The organism is Microbacterium sp. YJN-G (assembly GCF_015040615.1).
Classification (GTDB): domain Bacteria; phylum Actinomycetota; class Actinomycetes; order Actinomycetales; family Microbacteriaceae; genus Microbacterium.
In genome coordinates, this window is record NZ_CP060402.1 from 1638816 (window position 1) to 1659358 (window position 20543).

The 20543-nt window shown below is 70.3% G+C and carries 19 protein-coding genes; 4 read left to right on the forward strand and 15 right to left on the reverse strand.

What is annotated here, in order from left to right; translation table 11 throughout:
* Positions 1–2: 2 nt before the first annotated feature.
* From H7694_RS07705 to H7694_RS07720, 4 genes are all read right to left on the reverse strand, one after another.
* Positions 3–191, reverse strand: coding sequence for a hypothetical protein (locus tag H7694_RS07705; protein WP_193598916.1), 189 nt, complete (start codon positions 189–191; stop codon positions 3–5).
* A 132-nt stretch (positions 192–323) separates the two neighbouring features.
* Positions 324–953 (reverse strand): 30S ribosomal protein S4, encoded by a 630-nt coding sequence (gene rpsD / locus H7694_RS07710; protein WP_193598917.1) that lies wholly within the window; start codon positions 951–953, stop codon positions 324–326.
* A gap of 201 nt (positions 954–1154) precedes the next feature.
* A complete protein-coding gene (locus H7694_RS07715; protein ID WP_193598918.1) occupies positions 1155–1970 on the reverse strand; it encodes a hypothetical protein in 816 nt (271 codons plus the stop codon).
* Positions 1971–2182: 212 nt separating this feature from the next.
* On the reverse strand, positions 2183–3568 hold the full coding sequence (locus tag H7694_RS07720; RefSeq protein ID WP_193598919.1) for a replication-associated recombination protein A: 1386 nt from the start codon (positions 3566–3568) through the stop codon (positions 2183–2185).
* A 204-nt stretch (positions 3569–3772) separates the two neighbouring features.
* On the opposite strand from H7694_RS07720, the gene H7694_RS07725 reads away from it, so the two are divergent.
* Positions 3773–4654 (forward strand): formate/nitrite transporter family protein, encoded by an 882-nt coding sequence (locus H7694_RS07725; protein WP_193598920.1) that lies wholly within the window; start codon positions 3773–3775, stop codon positions 4652–4654.
* 51 nt (positions 4655–4705) lie between these two features.
* On the opposite strand, the gene H7694_RS07730 is transcribed toward H7694_RS07725, so the two are convergent.
* From H7694_RS07730 to nirB, 5 genes are read right to left on the reverse strand one after another with little or no spacing between them, the layout of a single operon-like run.
* Entirely contained in the window at positions 4706–5383 is a 678-nt protein-coding gene (locus tag H7694_RS07730; RefSeq protein WP_193598921.1) for a sirohydrochlorin chelatase, read from the reverse strand.
* Complete coding sequence (locus H7694_RS07735; RefSeq protein WP_227468343.1) at positions 5380–6510, reverse strand: uroporphyrinogen-III synthase; 1131 nt, start codon at positions 6508–6510, stop codon at positions 5380–5382. Before H7694_RS07735 ends, H7694_RS07730 begins: the two co-directional genes overlap by 4 nt.
* Positions 6507–7766, reverse strand: a complete 1260-nt coding sequence (cobA, locus tag H7694_RS07740) for a uroporphyrinogen-III C-methyltransferase (protein WP_193598922.1) — start codon at positions 7764–7766, stop codon at positions 6507–6509. The genes H7694_RS07735 and cobA overlap by 4 nt, the downstream gene beginning before the upstream one ends.
* On the reverse strand, positions 7763–8125 hold the full coding sequence (gene nirD / locus H7694_RS07745; RefSeq protein ID WP_193598923.1) for a nitrite reductase small subunit NirD: 363 nt from the start codon (positions 8123–8125) through the stop codon (positions 7763–7765). The genes cobA and nirD overlap by 4 nt, the downstream gene beginning before the upstream one ends.
* The gene (gene nirB / locus H7694_RS07750) at positions 8122–10701 is read right to left on the reverse strand and encodes a nitrite reductase large subunit NirB (protein WP_193598924.1); all 2580 of its coding nucleotides are present in this window, start codon (positions 10699–10701) and stop codon (positions 8122–8124) included. The genes nirD and nirB overlap by 4 nt, the downstream gene beginning before the upstream one ends.
* Positions 10702–10872: 171 nt before the next feature.
* Between nirB and H7694_RS07755 the strand changes: the two genes are divergently transcribed.
* From H7694_RS07755 to H7694_RS07765, 3 genes are all read left to right on the forward strand, one after another.
* The gene (locus tag H7694_RS07755; protein ID WP_193598925.1) at positions 10873–11190 is read left to right on the forward strand and encodes a hypothetical protein; all 318 of its coding nucleotides are present in this window, start codon (positions 10873–10875) and stop codon (positions 11188–11190) included.
* Between the two features lie 120 nt (positions 11191–11310).
* Entirely contained in the window at positions 11311–12591 is a 1281-nt protein-coding gene (locus H7694_RS07760) for a DUF349 domain-containing protein (RefSeq protein WP_193599130.1), read from the forward strand.
* A gap of 69 nt (positions 12592–12660) precedes the next feature.
* The gene (locus H7694_RS07765; RefSeq protein WP_193598926.1) at positions 12661–13275 is read left to right on the forward strand and encodes an SAM-dependent methyltransferase; all 615 of its coding nucleotides are present in this window, start codon (positions 12661–12663) and stop codon (positions 13273–13275) included.
* Here H7694_RS07765 and H7694_RS07770 read toward each other — a convergent pair.
* The 6 genes from H7694_RS07770 to ruvA all read right to left on the reverse strand — a co-directional run bounded on the left by H7694_RS07770 (position 13262) and on the right by ruvA (position 20540).
* Positions 13262–15514 (reverse strand): RelA/SpoT family protein, encoded by a 2253-nt coding sequence (locus tag H7694_RS07770; protein ID WP_193598927.1) that lies wholly within the window; start codon positions 15512–15514, stop codon positions 13262–13264. The genes H7694_RS07765 and H7694_RS07770 overlap by 14 nt on opposite strands.
* A gap of 67 nt (positions 15515–15581) precedes the next feature.
* Positions 15582–16571, reverse strand: a complete 990-nt coding sequence (secF, locus tag H7694_RS07775; RefSeq protein WP_193598928.1) for a protein translocase subunit SecF — start codon at positions 16569–16571, stop codon at positions 15582–15584.
* Positions 16571–18313, reverse strand: coding sequence for a protein translocase subunit SecD (secD, locus tag H7694_RS07780; RefSeq protein WP_193598929.1), 1743 nt, complete (start codon positions 18311–18313; stop codon positions 16571–16573). The genes secF and secD overlap by 1 nt, the downstream gene beginning before the upstream one ends.
* Positions 18314–18348: 35 nt before the next feature.
* Positions 18349–18807: a preprotein translocase subunit YajC gene (locus tag H7694_RS07785; protein ID WP_193598930.1), complete on the reverse strand. Its 459-nt coding sequence runs from the start codon at positions 18805–18807 to the stop codon at positions 18349–18351.
* Positions 18808–18886: 79 nt separating this feature from the next.
* Entirely contained in the window at positions 18887–19924 is a 1038-nt protein-coding gene (gene ruvB, locus H7694_RS07790; RefSeq protein WP_193598931.1) for a Holliday junction branch migration DNA helicase RuvB, read from the reverse strand.
* Entirely contained in the window at positions 19917–20540 is a 624-nt protein-coding gene (gene ruvA / locus H7694_RS07795) for a Holliday junction branch migration protein RuvA (protein WP_193598932.1), read from the reverse strand. The genes ruvB and ruvA overlap by 8 nt, the downstream gene beginning before the upstream one ends.
* Between the last annotated feature and the right edge of the window lie 3 nt (positions 20541–20543).

A 20543-nucleotide genomic window follows, 5' to 3' on the forward strand; every position in this document is an offset into this window, starting at 1 on the left:
GGTCAGTCGTCGGCGGGATCCGACAGCCGCGCCTCCTGCTGGCGGTAGGAGTCGCCGAGGATCGCGGTGAACTCGGAGATGCGCGCGTCGATGTCCGCGAGCACCTCCTGGCCGCGAGGGTCCTTGTTCATGAAGTGCGCAGCGACGAACCCGCCGATCACGCCGATCAGGAACCACAGCATGTTCTTCATGTCGTCATCCTCGTCTTTCCGCTGGACGCGGTCTTCCCATCGTATGCGGAAACACCGGGTGAGACGACGAGAGGCGCCGGGTGTTCCCCGACGCCTCCCGCCTTGGGCTCCTGAGAGCCCGGGATGCTGATATCAGCGAGCCGCGTAGTACTCGACGACCAGCTGCACCTCACAGGTCACGGGGACCTCGGCGCGCTTGGGACGACGGACCAGGCGGGCCTGCAGCTTGTCGAGCTCGACCTCGAGGTAGCCCGGGACCGGGGGCAGGACGTCGGCGTGACCGCCGGCGGCTGCGACCTGGAACGGCTCGAGAGCCTCGGACTTGGCCTTGACGTGGATGAGCTGACCCGGCTTCACGCGGAACGACGGGCGGTCGACGAGCTGACCGTCGACGAGGATGTGACGGTGCACGACCAGCTGGCGGGCCTGCGCTGTGGTGCGGGCGAAGCCTGCACGCAGCACGAGGGCGTCGAGACGCATCTCGAGCAGCTCGACGAGGTTCTCACCGGTCAGGCCGTCCTTGCGGCGGGCCTCGTTGAACGCGATGCGCAGCTGCTTCTCGCGGATGCCGTACTGCTCGCGCAGACGCTGCTTCTCGCGCAGACGGACGGCGTAGTCGCTGTCGGCCTTGCGCTTGGTGCGGCCGTGCTCACCCGGGGCGTAGGGACGCTTCTCGAGGTAGCGGGCGGCCTTCGGGGTGAGCGGGATACCCAGCGCGCGGCTGAGACGGACCTTGCGGCGGTCCTGGGACTTCGTGACCACGAAGTGTTCCTTCCATGACGTGGACGCGTCTTTCGCGCCTCACGGACGTATCGCCTCGCATCCGCCTTCCCGCAGCGCACGCCGGGGCGCGTCGGGAAGTGTTCCAGGAGCGGAGGGATGCCCGAAAACTCTGTTTCGAGCCGCTCAATGCTATCAGAGCCGCATGTGCGGAGCCGACGGGTGCTCAGCCCACCCGTGCGATCAGTCCACCGGGGTCAGCGCCGACACCACCTCGACCACGCCCTCGCCGTAGCGCTCATCCATCTCGGCCTGGAGCGCGCCGTCGTCGTGAACCACGTCGAGCACCACCGTCCCGCTCATCCCGTCGTTCACCACGCTCAGCATGCGGATGTCCTCAGTCCGCGGGAGGAGCTCGTCGACGATCCGCTGCAGCTCCGCCTCGGTGCGCTGGGCTGTGGTGACGCACAGCATCCCGCCCCAGATCTCTCGCAGACTCTCCTCCGCCGCGGCGCGGTCGCCGACGACGGTGACGTTGACGATCGTCAGTTCGGGCTGCACCGCCGTCGCCTCCAGCTGTTCTTCCGGCGATGCGCCCGGCCCCGATACCGGCACCCGGGCGCGATCCACCCACGACGCGGCGTAACCGTCCAGCTGTGCGGCGTGCTGGAACGCGCGGTCCATCGCCTCGATGGTGGTGCGTGCGGGGTCGAGCACCCGCCAGCCCCCTTCGGGGGCATCGCACGGGGTCGTGAAGTCCGGCAGCGACGGATCCTCCGGCTGCTGCGCCGTGCTCGCGTCCCACGGCTTCACCGTCGACGGCGTGAATGCGAAGACGGTGGCGTCGTATACGCCTGTGAGTACGAACTCTCCCCAGCGCACCCCGGCCACGTCCTCGTATGCACCGCTCCACTGCGACCAGTCCCAGCCCACCAGCTCGGGTCCTCCGCACTGCGGTGGCAGCGAGGTGGCGATCATCCCCAGGCACAGCTCCGCACCGTCTCCGGCGTCGAGCACGGTCGCCGTTCGGGTGTGCAGGAGCGAGGTGTGCACTGTCATGTCGGGCGTTGTCGCCGTCGGAGGGATGCCGGCACCACCCGGTGCGCCGGCACAGCCGCTCACGGCGGCGATCCCGGCGGCGAGCATCGCCGCCGCAGTCCATGAGCTCCATCGTGTTCCGGACATGCCCTGGCCGCTCCGGCGGCGACGTCGCCGCACCCTCGTTTTCACCGCACCCTCGTATTCAGAGTGTCCGTCACGGCCTGATCGTCTCAGCGCCCGTCGAGGATCCTGCGGATCCGCTCCAGCCGTGCGGACACGTCGCGCTCGGCGCCGAGCTCCTTCGGGTTGTAGTACCGCCTGCCCTCGAGTTCGTCGGGCAGATACTGCTGGGCCAGCACCCCGGCATCGGCATCGTGCGGGTAGCGATAGCCCTTGCCGTGGCCGAGGCGCTTCGCGCCGGCGTAGTGCGCGTCACGCAGATGGATCGGCACCCTCCCGAAGCCGCCGGAGCGCACATCGGCGATGGCCTGATTGATCGCGTTGTAGGCCGCATTCGACTTCGCTGTGGTCGCCAGGTAGATGGTCGCCTCCGCGAGCGGTATGCGCCCCTCGGGCATCCCGATGAAGGCCACCGCATCGGCCGCAGCGGTCGCGATCAGCAGCGCCTGCGGATCGGCGAGGCCGATGTCCTCCGCGGCCGAGATCACTAGGCGGCGGGCGATGAAGCGCGGGTCCTCCCCCGCCTCGATCATCCGCGCCAGGTAGTGCACGGCGGCATCCGGGTCGGAGCCGCGGATCGACTTGATGAACGCGCTGATGACGTCGTAGTGCTCGTCGCCCTGCCTGTCGTACCGCAGCAGTGCGCGGTCGACGGCCTGGGCGACATCCTCGTCCGTGACCTCGGGCGGCGCATCGCCGGGCTCAGCCTCATCGTCGGCGGCCTGCTCCTCGCCGCCCGCAGGGCGTTCGCCCTCCGCACGCGACAGCGCGACGGCGGCCGCGGCCTCCAGACCCGTCAGGGCGCGGCGTCCGTCGCCGGAGGCGAGCCGGATGAGCGCCGCGCGTGCGTCGTCGGCCACCGTCACGGCACCGCCGAGGCCGCGCGCGTCGGCGACGGCACGATCGAGGAGCACGCCGATGTCCTCGTCGGTGAGGGGTTTGAGCGTGAGCAGCAGCGACCGCGACACCAGCGGCGAGATGACCGAGAACGACGGGTTCTCGGTGGTCGCGGCGATGAGGATGACCCAGCCGTTCTCGACACCCGGCAGCAGTGCGTCCTGCTGGGCCTTGGTGAACCGGTGGATCTCGTCGAGGAAGAGGATCGTGGTCTGCCCGTACAGGTCGCGCTGGGTGATCGCCTCCTGCATGACCTCGCGCACGTCCTTCACCCCCGCGGTGATCGCCGAGAGCTCGACGAACCGGCGGCCGGACGACCGGGCGATCGCCTGCGCGAGGGTGGTCTTGCCGGTTCCAGGCGGACCCCACAGGATGATCGACACCGCCCCCGGCGACTTCGCATCCGGGTCCGCCAGCGCGACGATCGGCGACCCCGCGCGCAGCAGGTGCTGCTGCCCGGCCACCTCGTCGAGCGACACCGGCCGCATGCGCACGGCCAGCGGCGTCTGTCCCGAGAGCAGGGCGGCGGCGGAGGTCATCCTCCCAGGCTAGTGCGGACCGCCGACACCCCTCTCACGGACTGCCGCCCCTGCTCCCCCGGCATCGGGACGTCTCTCACAGTGCACCGGCGGCGACGTGAGATGTTCGTTCCACGGATGTAACGGCGCACGCGATCCCCCGAAACGCCGGGCCGCGACGCTGGACCTCAGTGAGCCCGCCGGGCTCCCGTCACTGGAGGTCCCGTGTCCTACGTCAAGCCCGCCGAACTCGTCAGCCGCATGCTCGACGCCGGCGCAAGCAAAATGCAGCTCTCCGCACGCGACACCGTCGTGCGCGCCTTCATGGGCGCCGCCCTGCTCACCATGGGCGCCGCCTTCGCCGTCACCGTCGCGACCCAGACCGGTCAGCCGCTGCTCGGCGCCGTGCTGTTCCCGGTCGGTTTCGTCATCCTCTACCTGTTCGGCTTCGACCTGCTCACCGGGGTGTTCACGCTCGGCCCGCTCGCGGTCATGGCGGGGCGGCCAGGAGCCACCGTCCGCGCCATGTTCCGCAACTGGGGCCTCGTGTTCCTGGGCAACCTGGGCGGGGCGATCCTCGTCGCGGTGCTCATGGCGGTCTACTTCACCTACGGCTTCTCGGCAGAGCCCAGCGCCGTCGGCCAGGCGATCGGTGAGATCGGTCACGGTCGCACGGTCGGCTACGCCGACCACGGCGCCGCGGGGATGCTGACCCTGTTCATCCGCGGGGTGCTGTGCAACTGGCTCGTCTCCACCGGAGTCGTCCTGGCGATGGCGTCCGACAGCATCGTGGGCAAGGTGCTGGCGATGTGGCTGCCCATCATGCTCTTCTTCTACATGGGCTTCGAGCACTCGATCGTCAACATGTTCCTGTTCCCCTCGGGGCTGCTGCTGGGCGCCGACTTCACCCTGTGGGACTACCTGATCTGGAACGAGATCCCCACCGTGGTCGGCAACCTGTTCGGCGGTCTGCTGTTCGTGGGGCTCCCCCTGTATCTCACCCACGGACGCACGAGGACCCAGGCGCCGAAGCCCAATGCAGCGATGATGAGCACCGCATCGGATGCCGTCCGCGTCGAGGCCGAGCGCCATCCGGCCGGCGTCTGACCGGATGCACACGAGAGGGACGCGGCCACCGGCCGCGTCCCTCTTCGCGTTTCAGGCCGCGTGGAACCGCTCGATGATCACCTCGGCGATGCGCGGGTCCGCCCCCAGCGGAGCGGAGACGATGTCGGCCCCCGCGCGATGCACGAGCCCGGCGAAGAAGCCGGGGGCGAGCACGTGGCTCGCGGCGATCACCCGTCCCGCGCCGCTGCGACGGGAACGGGCCACGGCATCCGCCACCCGCGGTTCGGTGGCCGAGGCGTAGCCGACGGCCACCGGGGCCGGGATCAGGGCGCGCAGGTGCTCGGCCGCCGCGCCGATGTCGGCGACCGCAGCCGGGTTGGTCGAACCGGCCGCCGCGAGCACGACCCGGTCGTCGGCGCGCCAGGCCCCCCGCGTCGCCGCACGCAGCCGCGTGGCGAGCACGTGTGCGATCAGCGGGTGCGTGCCCAGCGGTTCCGCCTGACGCGCTGCCTCGTGGGCGGCCACAGCCCGGGCGATGTCGACCGCGGTGTGGTGCCCGGCCGACAGCAGCAGCGGCACAACGACGACGTCATCACGACTGCTCTCCCGCGCCACGACATCCGCGATCGCGGGCCTCTCGACATCGACGAAGGCCTGCACGACCCGCACTCCGGGCAGACGGTCGCGCACCATCGCGACCAGACGCGCGATGGTGGTGCGCCCGGCGGCCGAGTCCGTGCCGTGCGAGCAGGCGATGAGAGTCGTCATGGGGTGTCCTCCACGGTCAGGCGGTAACCGCGCTTGATGACGGTCTTCACGGCATCCGGGTCTCCCAGCGCGTCGCGCAGCCGCGCGACGGCCATCTCGACGGCGTGCGTGCTCTGCCCGCCCCGGGGCAGCACGCGCCCCAGCTCTTCGCGTGACAGCACGCGTCCGCGGGCGTCGAACAGCGCGCCGAGGATGCTCGCCGAGACCGGTGAGAGCGGCACGAACCGCCCCTCCAGCAGCGCTCCCCCGCTGCGCACCTCGATCTCACCCGCCGCCGTCGCGGCATACGGCGATCCGCCGGACGCGAAATGGTCCACCACGCATCGCACCAGTGACCCGAGCCGTCCGCGGGCGGCGATCCGCACCGTCAGCCGGGCATCCTGCAGCGGCACGGCCGTGATCGGGCCGACGGCCGCCAGCAGCAGCCGGCCGCTCTCGGCGCGCTCCCTGAGCGCCGCCAGCGCGCCGTCAGCTTCGGCGACGCGGATCCACTCCGCAGCCCCGGGTGCCGAGGTGAACAGCACGGCGTCGACCGCACCGGCCGCAGCCTGCCGGACTGTGCGCTGCACGAGCGCAGGGTCCGGCGGCGGGCCCCACCGGTAGACGGTCAGGGGCACCACATCGGCGCCGTGACGCTCGAGCAGCCCGTCCAGGCCGTCCGAACCCGCGCCGTGGTGCTGCACGGCGATCCGCCGCCCGGCCACGCCTTCGGCGATCAGATGCTCGGCCACCTCGGCCGAGGTCTCGGACTCCGCCACCCAGTCCGCAGCGAATCCGGCCTGCTGGATCGCGCCGTGCGCCTTGGGCCCGCGGGCGATGAAGCGGGCATCCGAGAGCGCCCCGGCCAGCTGCTCGTGCAGTCCGGCCTCGTCCGCGGCATCCATCCACCCGCGCAGCCCGACGCCGGTGGTGACGACCACCGTGTCGGGCGCCCGCGTGATGAGTTCGCGGGTGCGGGCCAGCAGCTGCTCGTCGTCGACGGCGGGCAGGATGCTCAGGGCGGGCGCGCGGTGCACCGTGGCGCCCCGGCGCTCGAGCGCTGACGCGAGATCACCGGAGCGGCGATCGGCGGCGATGACGATCGTGCATCCGGTGAGGGCGGCGTCGGGCAGGCGCCCGGGCGTCACGCGTGCGCCGCCCCGGTCAGGAGTGGTTCGGCCGATGCGCTCGCCGGAGTTGCCGGCAGCAGCAGCTCCGCCCGTGCGACATCTCCGATCACGATCACCGCCGGGTTGCTCAGCCCGATCGCTCGCGCATCGTCCACAGCGTCTCCGAGGGTGGTGCGGGTGGCCCGCTGACGGGGCAGACTCCCGTTCTCGATGAACGCCATCGGTCGCTCCGGCGGGATGCCGTGGCGAAGGGCCGTATCCACCAGGCCGGGAAGTGCCGCCACGCCCATCAGCACGACGGTGGTGACCGTCGGGTCGGCCAGCGCCGCCAGCGTGGCGGGCTGCAGATCGCCCTGCCCGTTGACGACATGGAAGGCCGCGGCGGTGCCGCGGTGGGTGACCGGGATGCCGGCCGCCTGCGGCACCGCGATGGCGCTGGAGGGAGCGGGGGTCACCTCGACCGGCACGCCGACCTGCAGGCATGCCTGCATCTCCTCCCCTCCCCGGCCGAACACGAACGGGTCGCCTCCCTTCAGCCGCACCACGCGGCGTCCGGCGAGGGCGTGCTCGACGAGGAGGCGGTTGATCTCCTCCTGCGGCACGGGGTGCCGTCCTGGGCTCTTGCCGACATCGATCACCGGCACGTCCGGGTCGAGGTCGCGGACGACCTCCGCGGCCGGGCCGAGCCGGTCGGTCACGATGACGTCGGCCTCCGCGATGAGGCGGCGGGCGCGCACGGTCATGAGATCCGCGGGCCCCGGGCCCCCTCCGACCAGATCCACCCGACCGCTGCGGCCGTGCCGGCGGCGCCGCAGCGGGAGGCTTCCGGTCGCGATGAGGTCGCCGATGGCATCCCGGATCGCCATCGCGCGGCGGGGGTCGGCGCCGTGGGTGCTCGCCACCGCGACGGTGACGTCGCCGGCATCCAGCTGCGCGGTCATCCGGGCAGATCCGTGAGCACCTTCGCCGGCGTCCACGCACAGTACGCGCCGGCGCTCGCAGAGGGCGACGACGCGGCGGTCGGTGCGCGGGTCGCCGGTGGCGACGTGGGCCAACCACATCCCGGCCAGGTCCGCCGGCCGGAACGGGCGCTGCCGCCAGTCGAGACCGTTCTCGGTCACGAGTGCGGCGGTCTCGGGATGCAGCTGCGGTGCCACGATCCGGGCGGTGGCGCCCTCGTCCAGCAGCCGTCGCAGCCGCCGGGCTGTCACCGCGCCGCCGCCGACGAACAGCACCTGGCGTCCGGTCAGCGAGACGCCGAGCATGACCGTCATCGCAACCCCTCGAGGTCGATGTGCACGCCGCCGGAGTGGACGACGACCGGCCACACGCGCAGCGACGCCGGTGGACGGCCCTGCGTGGCGATGCACAGTCCAGTCCGCAGGTCGAACACCTGCTTGTGCATCGGCGAGGCGACCGTGGGCGCCTCGTCGCGCGTGCCCACGATGCCGCGCGACATCACCTGGGCGCCGCTGTACGGGTCGAGGTTCGACACGGCGTGCACCGTGCCGTCGGCCAGCAGGAACAGGGCGATCTGGGTGGTGCCGAGCAGCGCCGCCCTGCCGCGCTCCACCTCCAGATCGGCGACCGAACAGACTCGGAACAGGGTGTCGTTTGCGGCTGCGATGGTCATCTGCGCACCTCCAGGGTGGTTCCGGCGATGAGGACGCTCCCGGCCGACCGCTCATCGGCGGTGGCCGGACGCACCTGTCCGCGGACGGGCACGTAGGCGAGCGAGGGGTCGGGGGTGTCTGCGGCGTTGACGAACGACCCGAACCGCCGCAGCTTCTCGGGGTCGCGCAGCGTGGCGGCCCATTCGTCCTCGTAGCGCTCGACATGGCGGGCCATCGCCTCGTCGAGGTCGGCACAGACGCCGAGGCTGTCATCGAAGATGACGCTCCTGAGTCCGTCGAGGCCTTCCTCGAGGTCCTCGCACCACGACGCGGTGCGCTGCAGACGGTCGGCCGTGCGGATGTAGTACATGAAGAACCTGTCGATCGCGCGGATCAGCCCGTCGTCGTCCAGATCCGAGGCCAGCAGCTGCGCGTGACGGGGCGAGAAGCCGCCGTTGCCGCCGACGTACATGTTCCATCCGGTCTCGGTGGCGATCACCCCGACGTCCTTGCCGCGCGCCTCGGCGCACTCGCGGGCGCAGCCCGAGACGCCGACCTTGAGCTTGTGCGGGGCCCGCAGGCCGCGGTAGCGCAGCTCGAGCCGCACCGCCATGCCCACCGAATCGAGCACGCCGTACCGGCACCAGGTCGAGCCCACGCACGACTTCACGGTGCGCAGCGCCTTGCCGTACGCCTGACCGGACTCGAAGCCGGCGTCGACGAGACGCCCCCAGATCTCGGGCAGCTGCTCGAGGCGTGCACCGAACATGTCGATGCGCTGGCCTCCGGTGACCTTCGTGTACAGCCCGTAGTCGTCGGCGATCCGCCCGATCGCGATCAGCCCCGCCGGAGTGACCTCGCCGCCGGGCATGCGAGGCACGACCGAATAGGTGCCGTCCTTCTGCATGTTCGCCATGACGTGGTCGTTGGTGTCCTGCAGCGCCGCGTTCTCACCGTCCAGCACGTGGTCGCCGACGAGCACGGCCAGGATGCTGGCGAGAGCCGGCTTGCAGATGTCGCAGCCGCGCCCGCGGCCGAAACGGCCGATGATCGCGCTGAAGGTGGTCAGTCCCGAGACGCGGACGGCGTCGAAGAGCTGGCGGCGCGACATCTCGAAGTGCTCGCACAGGGCGGTGGATGCGGTGCGGCCGGTCTTGGCGAGCTCCTTGCCGACGATCTTCGACACCATGAACACGCACGACCCGCAGGTCGCCCCGGCGCGGGTGCAGCTCTTGACCGCGGCGGCATCGGTGCAGCCCTCCTCGTGCACCGCCTGGCGGATGCGGCCGGCGGTGACGTTCGAGCACGAGCAGACCACCGCCTCGTCGGGCAGGTCGCCGGTCGGCAGCTCGGCGCGCTCGGCCGGCATGAGGTACGCGGCGGGGTCGCCGCCCAGCGCGGCGCCGACCAGCGGGCGAAGCGCGCCGTACGCCGAGGCGTCGCCGACGAGGATGCCGCCCAGCAGCGTCTGCGCGTCATCGGAGAGCACCAGCTTCTTGTAGACGCCCGCGACGGGGTCGGCGTACACGACATCCAGCGCACCGGCGCTCTCGGCCATCGCGTCGCCGAAGCTGGCGACGTCGACGCCCGACAGCTTCAGCTTGGTCGAGTCGTCGTAGCCGGGGAAGGATGCCGTACCGCCGAGCAGTCCGGCCGCGGCCACCTCGGCCATGGCGTAACCGGGCGCGACCAGGCCGACCGAGCGGCCGTCGAAGCTCGCCACCTCGCCGATCGCGAGGATGTGCGGGTCGTCGGTGCGGCATCCCTCGTCGATGAGCACGCCGCCGTCGGGATGGATGCCCAGACCCGCCTCGCGGGCGAGCTCATCGCGGGGGCGCACCCCGACGGTGAAGACGACGACGTCGGCGGCCATGCGCCCGCCGTCCTGGAACTCCAGCCCCGCCACGTCACCCGATGCGCCGGCGTGCAGCCGAGACGTCCGGCTGCGGGTGCGCACGGCGATCCCGCGCGACTCGATGAGCCGCTGCAGCATCCGGCCGCCTGCGGTGTCGAGCTGCGCGGACATCAGCCGGTCGGACGACTGCACGACGGTGCAGTCCACATCCAGTCCCTGCAGGGCGCCGGCGGCCTCCAGGCCGAGCAGGCCGCCGCCGATCACGGCCCCGCGCAGCGGCCGGCCGAGCTGGGCGGTGCGGTGCGCGACGTACTCCTTCAGCGCGCTGACGTCGTCGAGCGTGCGGTAGACGAAGCATCCCGGCAGGTCGTTGCCCTCGACCGGGATGCGGGATGCCGTCGATCCCGTCGCCAGCACGAGCGCGTCGTAGCCGTGTTCGCGACCGGAGTGCGTGCGCACGGTGCGCGCGGTGCGATCGATGCCGACGACCCGGTCTCCTCTCAGGAACGTGACGCGCTCGTCACCGAGCACGCTGCCATCGAGCGACAGGTCCGCCGGGGTCGCACCGGCGAAGAACGAGGTGAGCCCCACCCGGTCGTACGGCGCGTACTGCTCTTCGCCGATGACGGTCACGGTGCATCCGTCCTCGGCTGCGCTGAGCAGGCTGTCGACGAACCGGTGCGCCACCATTCCCGCACCCACCACGAGCACGTGCCGTGCTCTCGTCTGCTGAACGGTCATCGCTCCCCCTTCCGATGCACCGAAGCTACGGGCGCCGTGTTTCGGGAACAGACGGCGCTGCGTTACGCGCGTCGAACAATCCGCTCACAAACGCATAACGATGATGTGAGCCGGGCCGACGGTAGGCTCGCAGGGGCGGCAGAGCCGCTCCACCGGTCAGGAAGGAACACGATGGCGGTACGCGGTTCGCGGGGTGCGCAGCGCACCAGGACGGATGCCGAACGCGCCCGGCTCTATGCCGCGCGGACGGCGTGGAATCGCAAGGAGAAGACGCGTCGTCGTCGCGACACGGTCATCGCCGCGGTCGCGGGCAGCCTCATCGTCATCGGTGCCGTCGTCAGCCAGACCGTGCACGCCCAGGTGACAGCGCCGGAGCCCGCGCCGTCGGCCCCTGCGCCGTCGCCGTCCGAGCCGGCGCCGACGCCACTGGTCACGCCGACGACCGGCGAGTCGCCCTCGCCCTCGCCCACGCAGACCCCTGACGAGTGAACTAGGCTGAGCAGAGTCCTTTTCCACTCCCGCGGGACGACCGCGCAAGGAGATCACACCGTGTCCGACGACAACGCACCCAAGCCCACCCCGCCGCTGCCCGCGCCGCCGCGCAAGCCCATGCCGCGCATCACCACGACTCCGGCTGCGGCCGCTCCCGCCCCCGTCGTCTCGGACGCGTCCGAGTGGGGTCGCGTCGCCGAGGACGGCACCGTCGAGGTGCGCGAGGGCGACGACTGGCGCCCGGTCGGTCAGTACCCCGACGGCACCGCCGACGAGGCTCTGGCGTACTACGCCCGCAAGTTCGATGACCTCGCCGTCAAGCTCGGCACGCTCGAGACCCGCGCCCAGGGCGGCGGCAGCTCGGCATCCGATCTCACCAAGCAGGCCACGCACCTGCTGGGCGAGGTGAACGGCGCGGCCGCCGTCGGCGACCTTGCCGGCCTCCGCACCCGCATCGAGACGCTCGTCGCGTCGCTCTCGGAGGCCACCGCGCAGGAGGCTCAGGCCGCGAAGGAGGCGCTGGACGCCGCCATCGCCGAGCGCACCGAGATCGCCGAGAAGGCGGAGGCGATCGCCGCCCGCGATCTCGCCAAGGTGCAGTGGAAGCAGGTCACTGCCGAGATGACCGAGCTGTTCGACGCCTGGCAGGCGCACCAGCAGAACGGTCCCCGCCTGCCCAAGGGCACCGCACAGCAGCTCTGGAAGCGATTCCGTGATGCGCGCTCGACTGTCGACAAGGCGCGACGCGCGTTCTTCTCCGACCTCGATGACACCCATCGCGCCGCGCGTGACGTGAAGTCCCGCCTCGTCGAGCGCGCCGAGGCCCTGGCCCCGCGTGGTGTCGACGGCATCCCGGCGTACCGCAACCTGCTCGACGAGTGGAAGGCCGCCGGCCGCGCCGGTCGCAAGGCGGATGACGCGCTCTGGGCGAAGTTCAAGGCCGCCGGCGACGCCCTCTACGCCGCACGCGCCGAGCAGGCCGCCGCTGAAGAGGCCGACTCGGCTCCGAAGATCGAGGCACGCGAGGCGCTGCTCGACGAGGCCAAGGCCGTCGCCGACGAGGCCGACCTCAAGCGCGCCCGCTCGCTGCTCACGCGCATCCAGCGTCAGTGGGACGAGGTGGGTCGCATCTTCCCGCGTGAGAAGGAGCGTGCGCTCGACGACCGCATGCGTGCGATCGAGCAGGGGCTGAAGTCTCGCGAGGACGTCGACTGGAAGCGCAACAACCCCGAGACCAAGGCGCGGGCGAACGACATGAGCTCGCAGCTGGTCGAGGCCATCGAGCGCCTCGAGGCAGAGCTCGCTGCTGCGGAGAAGTCCGGTGATGCCAGGGCCGTCAAGGAGGCGACCGAGGCTCTCAGCGCCCGTCGCGCCTGGCTCAGCGCCCTCGGCGGCTGATCCGTCCGGTTATCCACAGTGTGAGCCGCGCTCGCCCGTCACCGGGTGGCGCGGCTCACACTGTTAAGCGTGCATCCCGCGTTGTTCTACCGTCCCGGCGAGAGACTGTCCCTCGCCGAGCTCGGCGCCGCCCGGCTGGACGGACTGCTGATCGAGGTCGGCGACGGGTACATGCCCGTCGACACCGTGGAGGGCGCGGATGCCAGGGCCACCGGCGTGGCGCACCTCGTGCCCGCCCGGATGGCGGCGTGCGGTCCGACGGCCGCCTGGATCCATGGAGCGGGTGACGAGCGGCCGCATCTGCATCACGTGCGCCGGCTGAGTGCCACCAGGCAGCGGGTCAGGCTGGCCGAGGGAGTCGTGTACCACGAGCGCGCGGCGGAGCCTCGGGATGTCCAGGTCATCGCCGGGGTCAGCGTCATCGCCCCGCTGCCCACAGCAGTGGAGCTGCTGTTCGCCGCGACGCTGCCCGCACCGGGTGACGAGCGGCGGTGGCTGCAGGCTCTGCTGAGCGCCCGCCGGGAACTGATCCCGCCGTTGCAGGAAGCCCTCACGAGGATGCCACGGCGGCCAGGACGTCGCAGGGCGGAGCACATCCTCCAAGCCGTCATCGCAGCGGTGCCCGGCCAGCCGGGTGGCCGGGCCGATGGCCGGGCGGTTGGCTTGCCGGTCAGGAGGTCGTGACGCGGTACACGTCGTAGACGGCGTCGATGCGGCGCACCGCGTTGAGCACGCGGTCCAGGTGCACGGAGTCGCCCATCTCGAAGACGAAGCGGCTCAGTGCGAGGCGCTCATCCGTCGTCGACACGGTCGCCGAGAGGATGTTCACGTGATGCTCGCTGAGCACGCGGGTGACGTCCGACAGCAGTCCCGCCCGATCGAGGGCCTCCACCTGGATCTGCACGCGGAACACGCTCTTCGTGGTCGGTGCCCATTCCACCTCGACGAAGCGCTCGGAGTCGGTGCCGAGTGCCTTCACGTTCACGCAGTCCTGGCGGTGCACGGACACGCCGCTGCCGCGCGTGACGAAGCCGACAATCGGGTCGCCGGGGACCGGGGTGCAGCAGCGGGCCAGTTTGACGAGGATGTCGGAGGCACCGCGCACGAGGATGCCGGAATCGCCGCCGCGCGACTCACGCGGGGCGACGCGGCCGGGAAGCTGGATGGCGCCCGTGCTCGTGTCCGGTTCGACGGCGACGAGCGCGGTGACCTTCTCGAGCACCGACTGCGTGGAGACGTGCCCCTCGCCGACGGCGGCGTACAGGGCCGAGACGTCCTCGTAGCGCAGCTGACGGGCGACCTCGGCGAACGACTCCTGGCTCATCAGGCGCTGCAGCGGAAGGTTCTGCTTGCGCATCGCCCGGGCGATGGACTCCTTGCCCTGTTCGATGGCCTCTTCGCGGCGCTCCTTCGTGAACCAGCCGCGGATCTTGTTGCGCGCCCGGGTGCTCTTGACGAAGCTGAGCCAGTCCTGGCTGGGGCCGGCATCCGGATTCTTCGAGGTGAACACCTCGACGACGTCGCCGCTCTTCAGCTCCGACTCCAGCGGCACGAGGCGCCCGTTGACCTTGGCGCCCATGGTGCGGTGCCCGATCTCGGTGTGCACGGCGTACGCGAAGTCGACCGGCGTCGCCCCGGCGGGAAGGCCGACGACCCGCCCCTTCGGAGTGAAGACGTACACCTCCTTGGCACCGATCTCGAAGCGCAGCGAATCGAGGAACTCGCTGGGGTCGGCGGTCTCGGCCTGCCAGTCGGAGATGTGCGCGAGCCAGGCCATGTCGGCGTCGGTGCGCCGCGGGTCGACCTTGCCCCCGTTCATCCGCTCCTTGTACATCCAGTGCGCCGCCACACCGAACTCCGCCTGCTGGTGCATCTCGTGCGTGCGGATCTGGATCTCGACCGTGCGGCCGGACGGGCCGATGACGGTCGTGTGCAGCGACTGGTACAGGTTGAACTTCGGGGTCGCGATGTAGTCCTTGAAGCGGCCGGGCAGCGGGGTCCACCGTGCATGGATCGCACCGAGCACGGCATAGCAGTCGCGCACCGAGTTGACCAGGACGCGGATGCCGATCAGGTCGTAGATGTCGTCGAACTCGCGGCCGCGGATGACCATCTTCTGGTACACCGAGTACAGCTGCTTGGGCCGGCCGACGACCTTGCCGCGGATGCGCAGCTCGCGCAGGTCCTCATCGATCGCCTCGATGACCTGCTGCAGGTACTTCTCGCGCTGCGGGGTGCGCTGGGTGATGAGGCTGTTGATCTCGGCGTAGATCTTCGGGTGCAGCACCGCGAAGGAGAGGTCCTCGAGCTCGGACTTGATCGTCTGGATGCCGAGGCGGTTGGCCAGCGGCGCGTAGATCTCGAGGGTCTCCTTGGCCTTGCGCGACGCCTTCTCGGGCGGGACGAAGCCCCAGGTGCGGGCGTTGTGCAGCCGGTCGGCGAGCTTGATGAGCAGCACGCGGATGTCCTTCGACATCGCGACGATCATCTTGCGGACGGTCTCGGCCTGGGCGCTCTCGCCGTACTTGACCTTGTCGAGCTTGGTGACGCCGTCGACGAGCATGGCGACCTCGTCGCCGAACTCCTCGGTCAGCTCGGTGAGCGCGTACCCGGTGTCCTCGACGGTGTCGTGCAGGAGCGCAGCGGCGATGGCGCGAGGGCCGAGGCCGAGCTCGGCGAGGATCTGGGCGACCGCGAGCGGGTGAGTGATGTACGGCTCGCCGCTCTGGCGGGCCTGACCCTCGTGCTTCTCCCTGGCGACGCGGTACGCGCGCTCGATGATCGGGAGGTCACCGCGGGGGTGGTTGGCGCGGACGGTGCGGATGAGGTTGTCGAGGTCGTTGACGCGCGGGGCGCGCGAGAAGATGCGGGGCACCAGCCTGCGCAGGCTGGATCCCTGCGAAGTGACCTGCGATTCCGCCATCCCTGCTCCTGTCGCGCGATGTTGTTCATCCTACGCGGGGACCGGAGGACCCGGTCCTCGCGCAGGGTCAGGCCTTCGCGACAGCGCGCTCGCGCGTCTCGTAGACCTTCGCGTCGTGCGCGGCGAGTGCCGGCTCCTTCTCGCGGAACGCGGCGTACAGCGGGGCGGCGACGAAGAGCGTGGAGTAGGTGGCCACGATGATGCCCACGAAGATCGACAGCGAGATGTCGGTCAGAGTCTCGGCACCGAACCAGAACGCTCCGATGAACAGGATCGCGCCGACCGGAAGTGCCGCCACGACCGAGGTGTTGATGGAGCGCACCAGCGTCTGGTTGACCGCGAGGTTCACCGACTCGCCGAAGGTGCGCGTGGTCTGATTCGCATCCTCAGTGGTGTTCTCACGCACTTTGTCGAACACGACGGTCGTGTCGTACAGCGAATAGGCGAGGATCGTGAGGAACCCGATCACGGCGGCCGGCGAGATCTCGAAGCCCGCCAGTGAGTAGATGCCCACGGTGATCACCAGCACGTCCAGCAGACCGATGATCGCGGCGGCCGACATCTTCCAGGTGCGGAAGTAGATCGCCAGGATGAGGAAGGTCAGGGCGAGGAAGATCGCCAGGCCCCACAGCGACTGCCGGGTGACGTTCTCGCCCCATGCCGGGCCGATGAAGGAATCGGCGACCTCGGTCGGCTCGACGTCGTAGGCGGCGGCCAGCGCGGCCTTGACCTCCTGCGTCTCCTGGGTGCTCATCTGGTCGGCCTGGACGCGGACGTCCTTGCCGTTGACGACGACGACCTTCGTGGCGGCACCGGGGACCACCGAGCGGACGGCCTCGGTGGCCACATCCTGGTCTGTCGACGAGGGGTCGACGATCATGAACTGCGAGCCGCCGGTGAACTCGATCGAGAACTGGATCGGCCGGATGAACGGCACCAGTGCCGAGCCGAGGACCAGCAGCACCGCGATGATGAACCAGAGGCGGCGCTTGCCGACGAACGGGAAGGACGTCTTGCCCGAGTAGAGGTTGTTGCCGAACTCATTCATGGAGAACATCAGGCGTCGGAGTCCTTTCCGGCATCCTTGGATCCCTGAGCGGCGAGAGCCTCCGCGCGCTTGCGCTCGGCAATGGTCTGGCGCTTGGCGGCCTCACCGCGTGCGCCCTGGTTGCGGGCGGCGCGACCGGTGGAGGCAAGCGACACGTCGCGGTACTGGGCCCGGCCGCGATAGACGGCTCCGAGCGACTCCGGATCCAGACCCGAGAGCTTGTGACCGCCGCCGAAGAACCTCGTGCGGGCGAGCAGCTGCATCACCGGGTGCGTGAAGATCACGAAGATGAACACGTCGATCAGGGTCGTGAGACCCAGCGTGAAGGCGAAGCCCTTCACGGTCGCGTCGGCGAGGATGAAGAGCACGACCGCGGCGAGGATGTTGATCGACTTCGAGATATAGATCGTGCGCTTCGCACGGCCCCAGCCGTCCTCGACGGATGCCGTGATCGATTTGCCGTCTCGCAGTTCGTCACGGATGCGTTCGAAGTAGACGATGAACGAGTCCGCGGTGAATCCGATCGAGACGATCAGACCCGCGACACCGGCCAGCGACAGGCGGAAGCCCATCCGCCAGGCGAGGATCGCGATGATGATGTAGGTGAGCACGCCCATCACGGCGATCGAGGCGATGATCACCCAGCCGAGAGCGCGATAGCTCAGCAGCGAGTAGATCGCGACGAGCCCGAGGCCGATCAGGCCGGCGATCAGACCGTACTGCAGCTGCTGCGAGCCGAGCGTGGCCGAGATCGTGTCGGAGCTCTGCACCTCGAAGCTCAGCGGCAGTGCTCCGTACTTGAGCTGGTCGGCAAGCGCCTGGGCGCTGTCCTGCGTGAAGTTGCCCGAGATGCTGGGCTTGCCGTTGAGAATGGCCGCCTGCATGACCGGAGCCGAGATGACGGTGCCGTCGAGCACGAAGGCGAACTGGTCGCGCGGGCTCAGGCCGGCGATGCGGTTGGCGTTCAGGCGCTGGCTGATGTCGCCGAAGACCTGCGTGCCCTTGCCGTTCATGGTCAGGTTCACGGTCCAGGCACCGGACTGCTGGTCGCGACCGGCAGTGGCGTCGGTGATGACGGTGCCGTCGATCTCCATCGGGCCGAGCAGGTACTTCGCGGCGCCGTTCTCCTCGCAGGCGATCAGCGGCTGATCCTCTGGTGCGTTCGAGTCGCGCTCGGCCGAGCAGTCAAAGGCCAGCAGCTCGGCCTGCAGACGCTCGGTGATCCAGTTCGGATCGGAGGCGTCGGTCGGCTTGGCTGTCGGGGTCGCATTCAGCGTCTCGGCCGGCGTCGGGTACGGCGTAGCGTTCCCGTCGTCCCCGACGAACTCGTTCGACGGGGCGGTGGCCAGCAGCACCGGGCGGAACTCGAGCTTCGCGCTCGCCTGGATGCGGTCGCGGGTCTCCTGATCGGCCGGTCCCGGGATCTGGACGACGATGTTGCGGCCGCCCTCGGTGGTGATGTCGGCCTCGGCGACACCGGAGGCGTCAACACGCTGGCGGATGATCGTGGCGGCCTGGTTCAGCTGCTCCTGCGTGGGAGCGGATCCGTCGGGCGTGCTCGCGGCGAGGATGATCTGCGTGCCGCCCTGCAGGTCGAGGGCGAGTTCAGGGGCCCACGAGCTCGCGGGCTCTCCGGCATCCGTCTTGAAGACGTACACGCCGAGGGCGTTGATGCCGAAGAACACCGCCGTGACGATGAGCAGACCGAGGAGGACCCGCCAGGCATGGCGGGTCGGAGAATTGGATGCCACGAGGTTCCGTTTCCGCGAGAGGGTGACGCTGCGCGTCAGTTGTCGTTGTTGCGCTCGAGACGCGCCTTGGTCTCCTCCGGCGTCTCCACCTTGATCGACTCGATGCCGTCCTTCGCGCCGGTGGCCGGTGCGGTGTCGGCGTCACCGGTCTCCACCTCGGCAGCGGGCTCTTCGGCGACGACCTCGTCGTCGCTCTCGTCGTCGATCTCGTCCGTGACGTTCTCGGTGGGCTCGACGATGCGCAGGATCGCCTGGCTGTGCACCTCGATCACCATGCCGGGAGCGAGCTCGATCTGGGCCGGCTTGTCGAGGTCGACCGGGTCGTAGGAGACGACGGTGCCGTACAGGCCGCCCTGCAGCAGGACCTTCGCACCGGGGACCGTCTTGGCGGCCTTCTCCTCCTGCTGCTCCTTCATCTGCTTCTGACGCTTGCGGGTGTTCAGGAACATGAACACGAGCATCACGGCGAGCAGACCGAAGAGGATGATTTCCATAAGTGCGAGAGCCTTTCGAGGTGCACGCCGAACGCGGCAGTGCGTGGGGGAATCCGGACAGCCGGGAAGCCTTCAGCGATTATAGGTCATCGAACAAGGCGGCACCCTCGGGATGCGCGACGCCGAGATGCCGGTAGGCCTCGGGCATGGCGATGCGCCCGCGCGGTGTGCGGCCGAGGAAACCGATGCGCACGAGGTACGGCTCCACGACGCTCTCGACGGTCTCGCCCTCCTCGCCGACGGCCACGGCGAGGGTGCTCAGGCCGACCGGTCCGCCGCGGAATCGCCGCACGAGAGCGTCCAGCACGGCCCGGTCGAGGCGGTCCAGACCGATGGCGTCGACGTCGTAGAGCTCGAGCGCGGCCTGCACGTCGGCGAGCGACGCCTCCGACCCGCCCTGCTTCCCGTGCACGAGTGCGTAGTCGCGCACGCGGCGCAGCAGGCGGTTGGCGATGCGGGGCGTGCCGCGCGAGCGGCGTGCGATCTCGGCGAGCGAGTCGCCGGGCAGCGAGACGCCCAGCACACCGGCCGATCGGGCGATGACCCGCTCGAGGTCGCCCTCGTCGTAGAACTCGAGGTGGCCGGTGAACCCGAACCGGTCGCGCAGCGGGTTGGGCAGCAACCCCGAGCGCGTGGTCGCGCCGACCAGCGTGAACGGCGCGAGGTCGAGCGGGATGCTGGTGGCACCGGCACCCTTGCCGACCATGATGTCGATGCGGAAGTCCTCCATCGCGAGGTAGAGCATCTCCTCGGCCGAGCGCGCCATGCGGTGGATCTCGTCGATGAAGAGCACTTCGCCCGGAGTGAGGCTCGACAGCAGCGCCGCGAGGTCGCCGGCGTGCTGGATGGCGGGGCCGCTGGAGAGCCGCAGCGGCCGCTCGCTCTCATGGGCCACGATCATCGCGAGGGTCGTCTTGCCGAGGCCAGGAGGTCCGGCCAGCAGGATGTGGTCGGCGGGGCGGTCCTGGATGCGCGCCGCCTCGAGCAGCAGCTGCAGCTGGCCGCGCACCTTCGGCTGCCCGACGAACTCGCCGAGGCTCGTGGGGCGCAGCGCGCCCTCGATCGCGAGCTCGGTCTCGTCGATGGCCTCGGCGGCGTCGCGGGTGTTCTCAGCCACGCTTGGCTCCCTGGCCCGCGGTCGGCTGGCTCATGGCGGCGAGGGCGCGGCGCAGCAGCGCCTGCACGGACTCGCGCTCGGCATCCGTGGCATCCTCGGCCGCCTGGCCGGCGGCATCCGCGGCGATCTTCTCCGACCAGCCCAGGCCGACCAGCGCTGCGGTGACCTGCTCGGCCACGCCGCTGACGGCCGCGGCGGCCGGCGTGCTGACCACCCGCGGCTGCACCTTACCGGCCAGCTGCACCACGATGAGCTTCGCCGTCTTGGGGCCGATGCCCGAGACACGCCGGAACGGCGCGTCGTCTTCGGAGGTGACGGCCTCGGCGATCTGATCGACCGTGAGGTGCGAGAGCACGCCGAGCGCGGACTTGGGGCCGACACCGGTGACGCTCAGCAGCTGGCCGAAGATCTCGAGCTCGTCGCGATCGACGAAGCCGTACAGCGTGAGCGCGTCCTCACGGACGATGAGGCTGGTGTGCAGCTGCAGCTGCTCCCCCGTGATGGCGATGTGGGCGACGTCGGCCGGCACGAAGACCGAGAACCCGACGCCGCCGGTCTCGATGACGACGTGGTCGGATGCCGTGTGCAGCACCGTGCCGCGCAGGGAGGAGATCATGGC

Bases quoted from the DNA above. Each gene is read 5' to 3' on its own strand.
- H7694_RS07720 (WP_193598919.1), bottom strand. From the start codon at position 3,568: ATGACCTCCGCCGCCGCCCTGCTCTCGGGACAGACGCCGCTGGCCGTG.
- H7694_RS07785 (WP_193598930.1), bottom strand. From the start codon at position 18,807: ATGGAAATCATCCTCTTCGGTCTGCTCGCCGTGATGCTCGTGTTCATG.
- cobA (WP_193598922.1), bottom strand. From the start codon at position 7,766: ATGACGGTCATGCTCGGCGTCTCGCTGACCGGACGCCAGGTGCTGTTC.
- H7694_RS07755 (WP_193598925.1), top strand. From the start codon at position 10,873: ATGGCGGTACGCGGTTCGCGGGGTGCGCAGCGCACCAGGACGGATGCC.
- H7694_RS07705 (WP_193598916.1), bottom strand. From the start codon at position 191: ATGAAGAACATGCTGTGGTTCCTGATCGGCGTGATCGGCGGGTTCGTC.
- H7694_RS07760 (WP_193599130.1), top strand. From the start codon at position 11,311: ATGCCGCGCATCACCACGACTCCGGCTGCGGCCGCTCCCGCCCCCGTC.
- H7694_RS07770 (WP_193598927.1), bottom strand. From the start codon at position 15,514: ATGGCGGAATCGCAGGTCACTTCGCAGGGATCCAGCCTGCGCAGGCTG.
- ruvA (WP_193598932.1), bottom strand. From the start codon at position 20,540: ATGATCTCCTCCCTGCGCGGCACGGTGCTGCACACGGCATCCGACCAC.
- nirB (WP_193598924.1), bottom strand. From the start codon at position 10,701: ATGACCGTTCAGCAGACGAGAGCACGGCACGTGCTCGTGGTGGGTGCG.
- H7694_RS07715 (WP_193598918.1), bottom strand. From the start codon at position 1,970: ATGACAGTGCACACCTCGCTCCTGCACACCCGAACGGCGACCGTGCTC.
- secF (WP_193598928.1), bottom strand. From the start codon at position 16,571: ATGTTCTCCATGAATGAGTTCGGCAACAACCTCTACTCGGGCAAGACG.
- H7694_RS07730 (WP_193598921.1), bottom strand. From the start codon at position 5,383: ATGACGACTCTCATCGCCTGCTCGCACGGCACGGACTCGGCCGCCGGG.
- nirD (WP_193598923.1), bottom strand. From the start codon at position 8,125: ATGACCATCGCAGCCGCAAACGACACCCTGTTCCGAGTCTGTTCGGTC.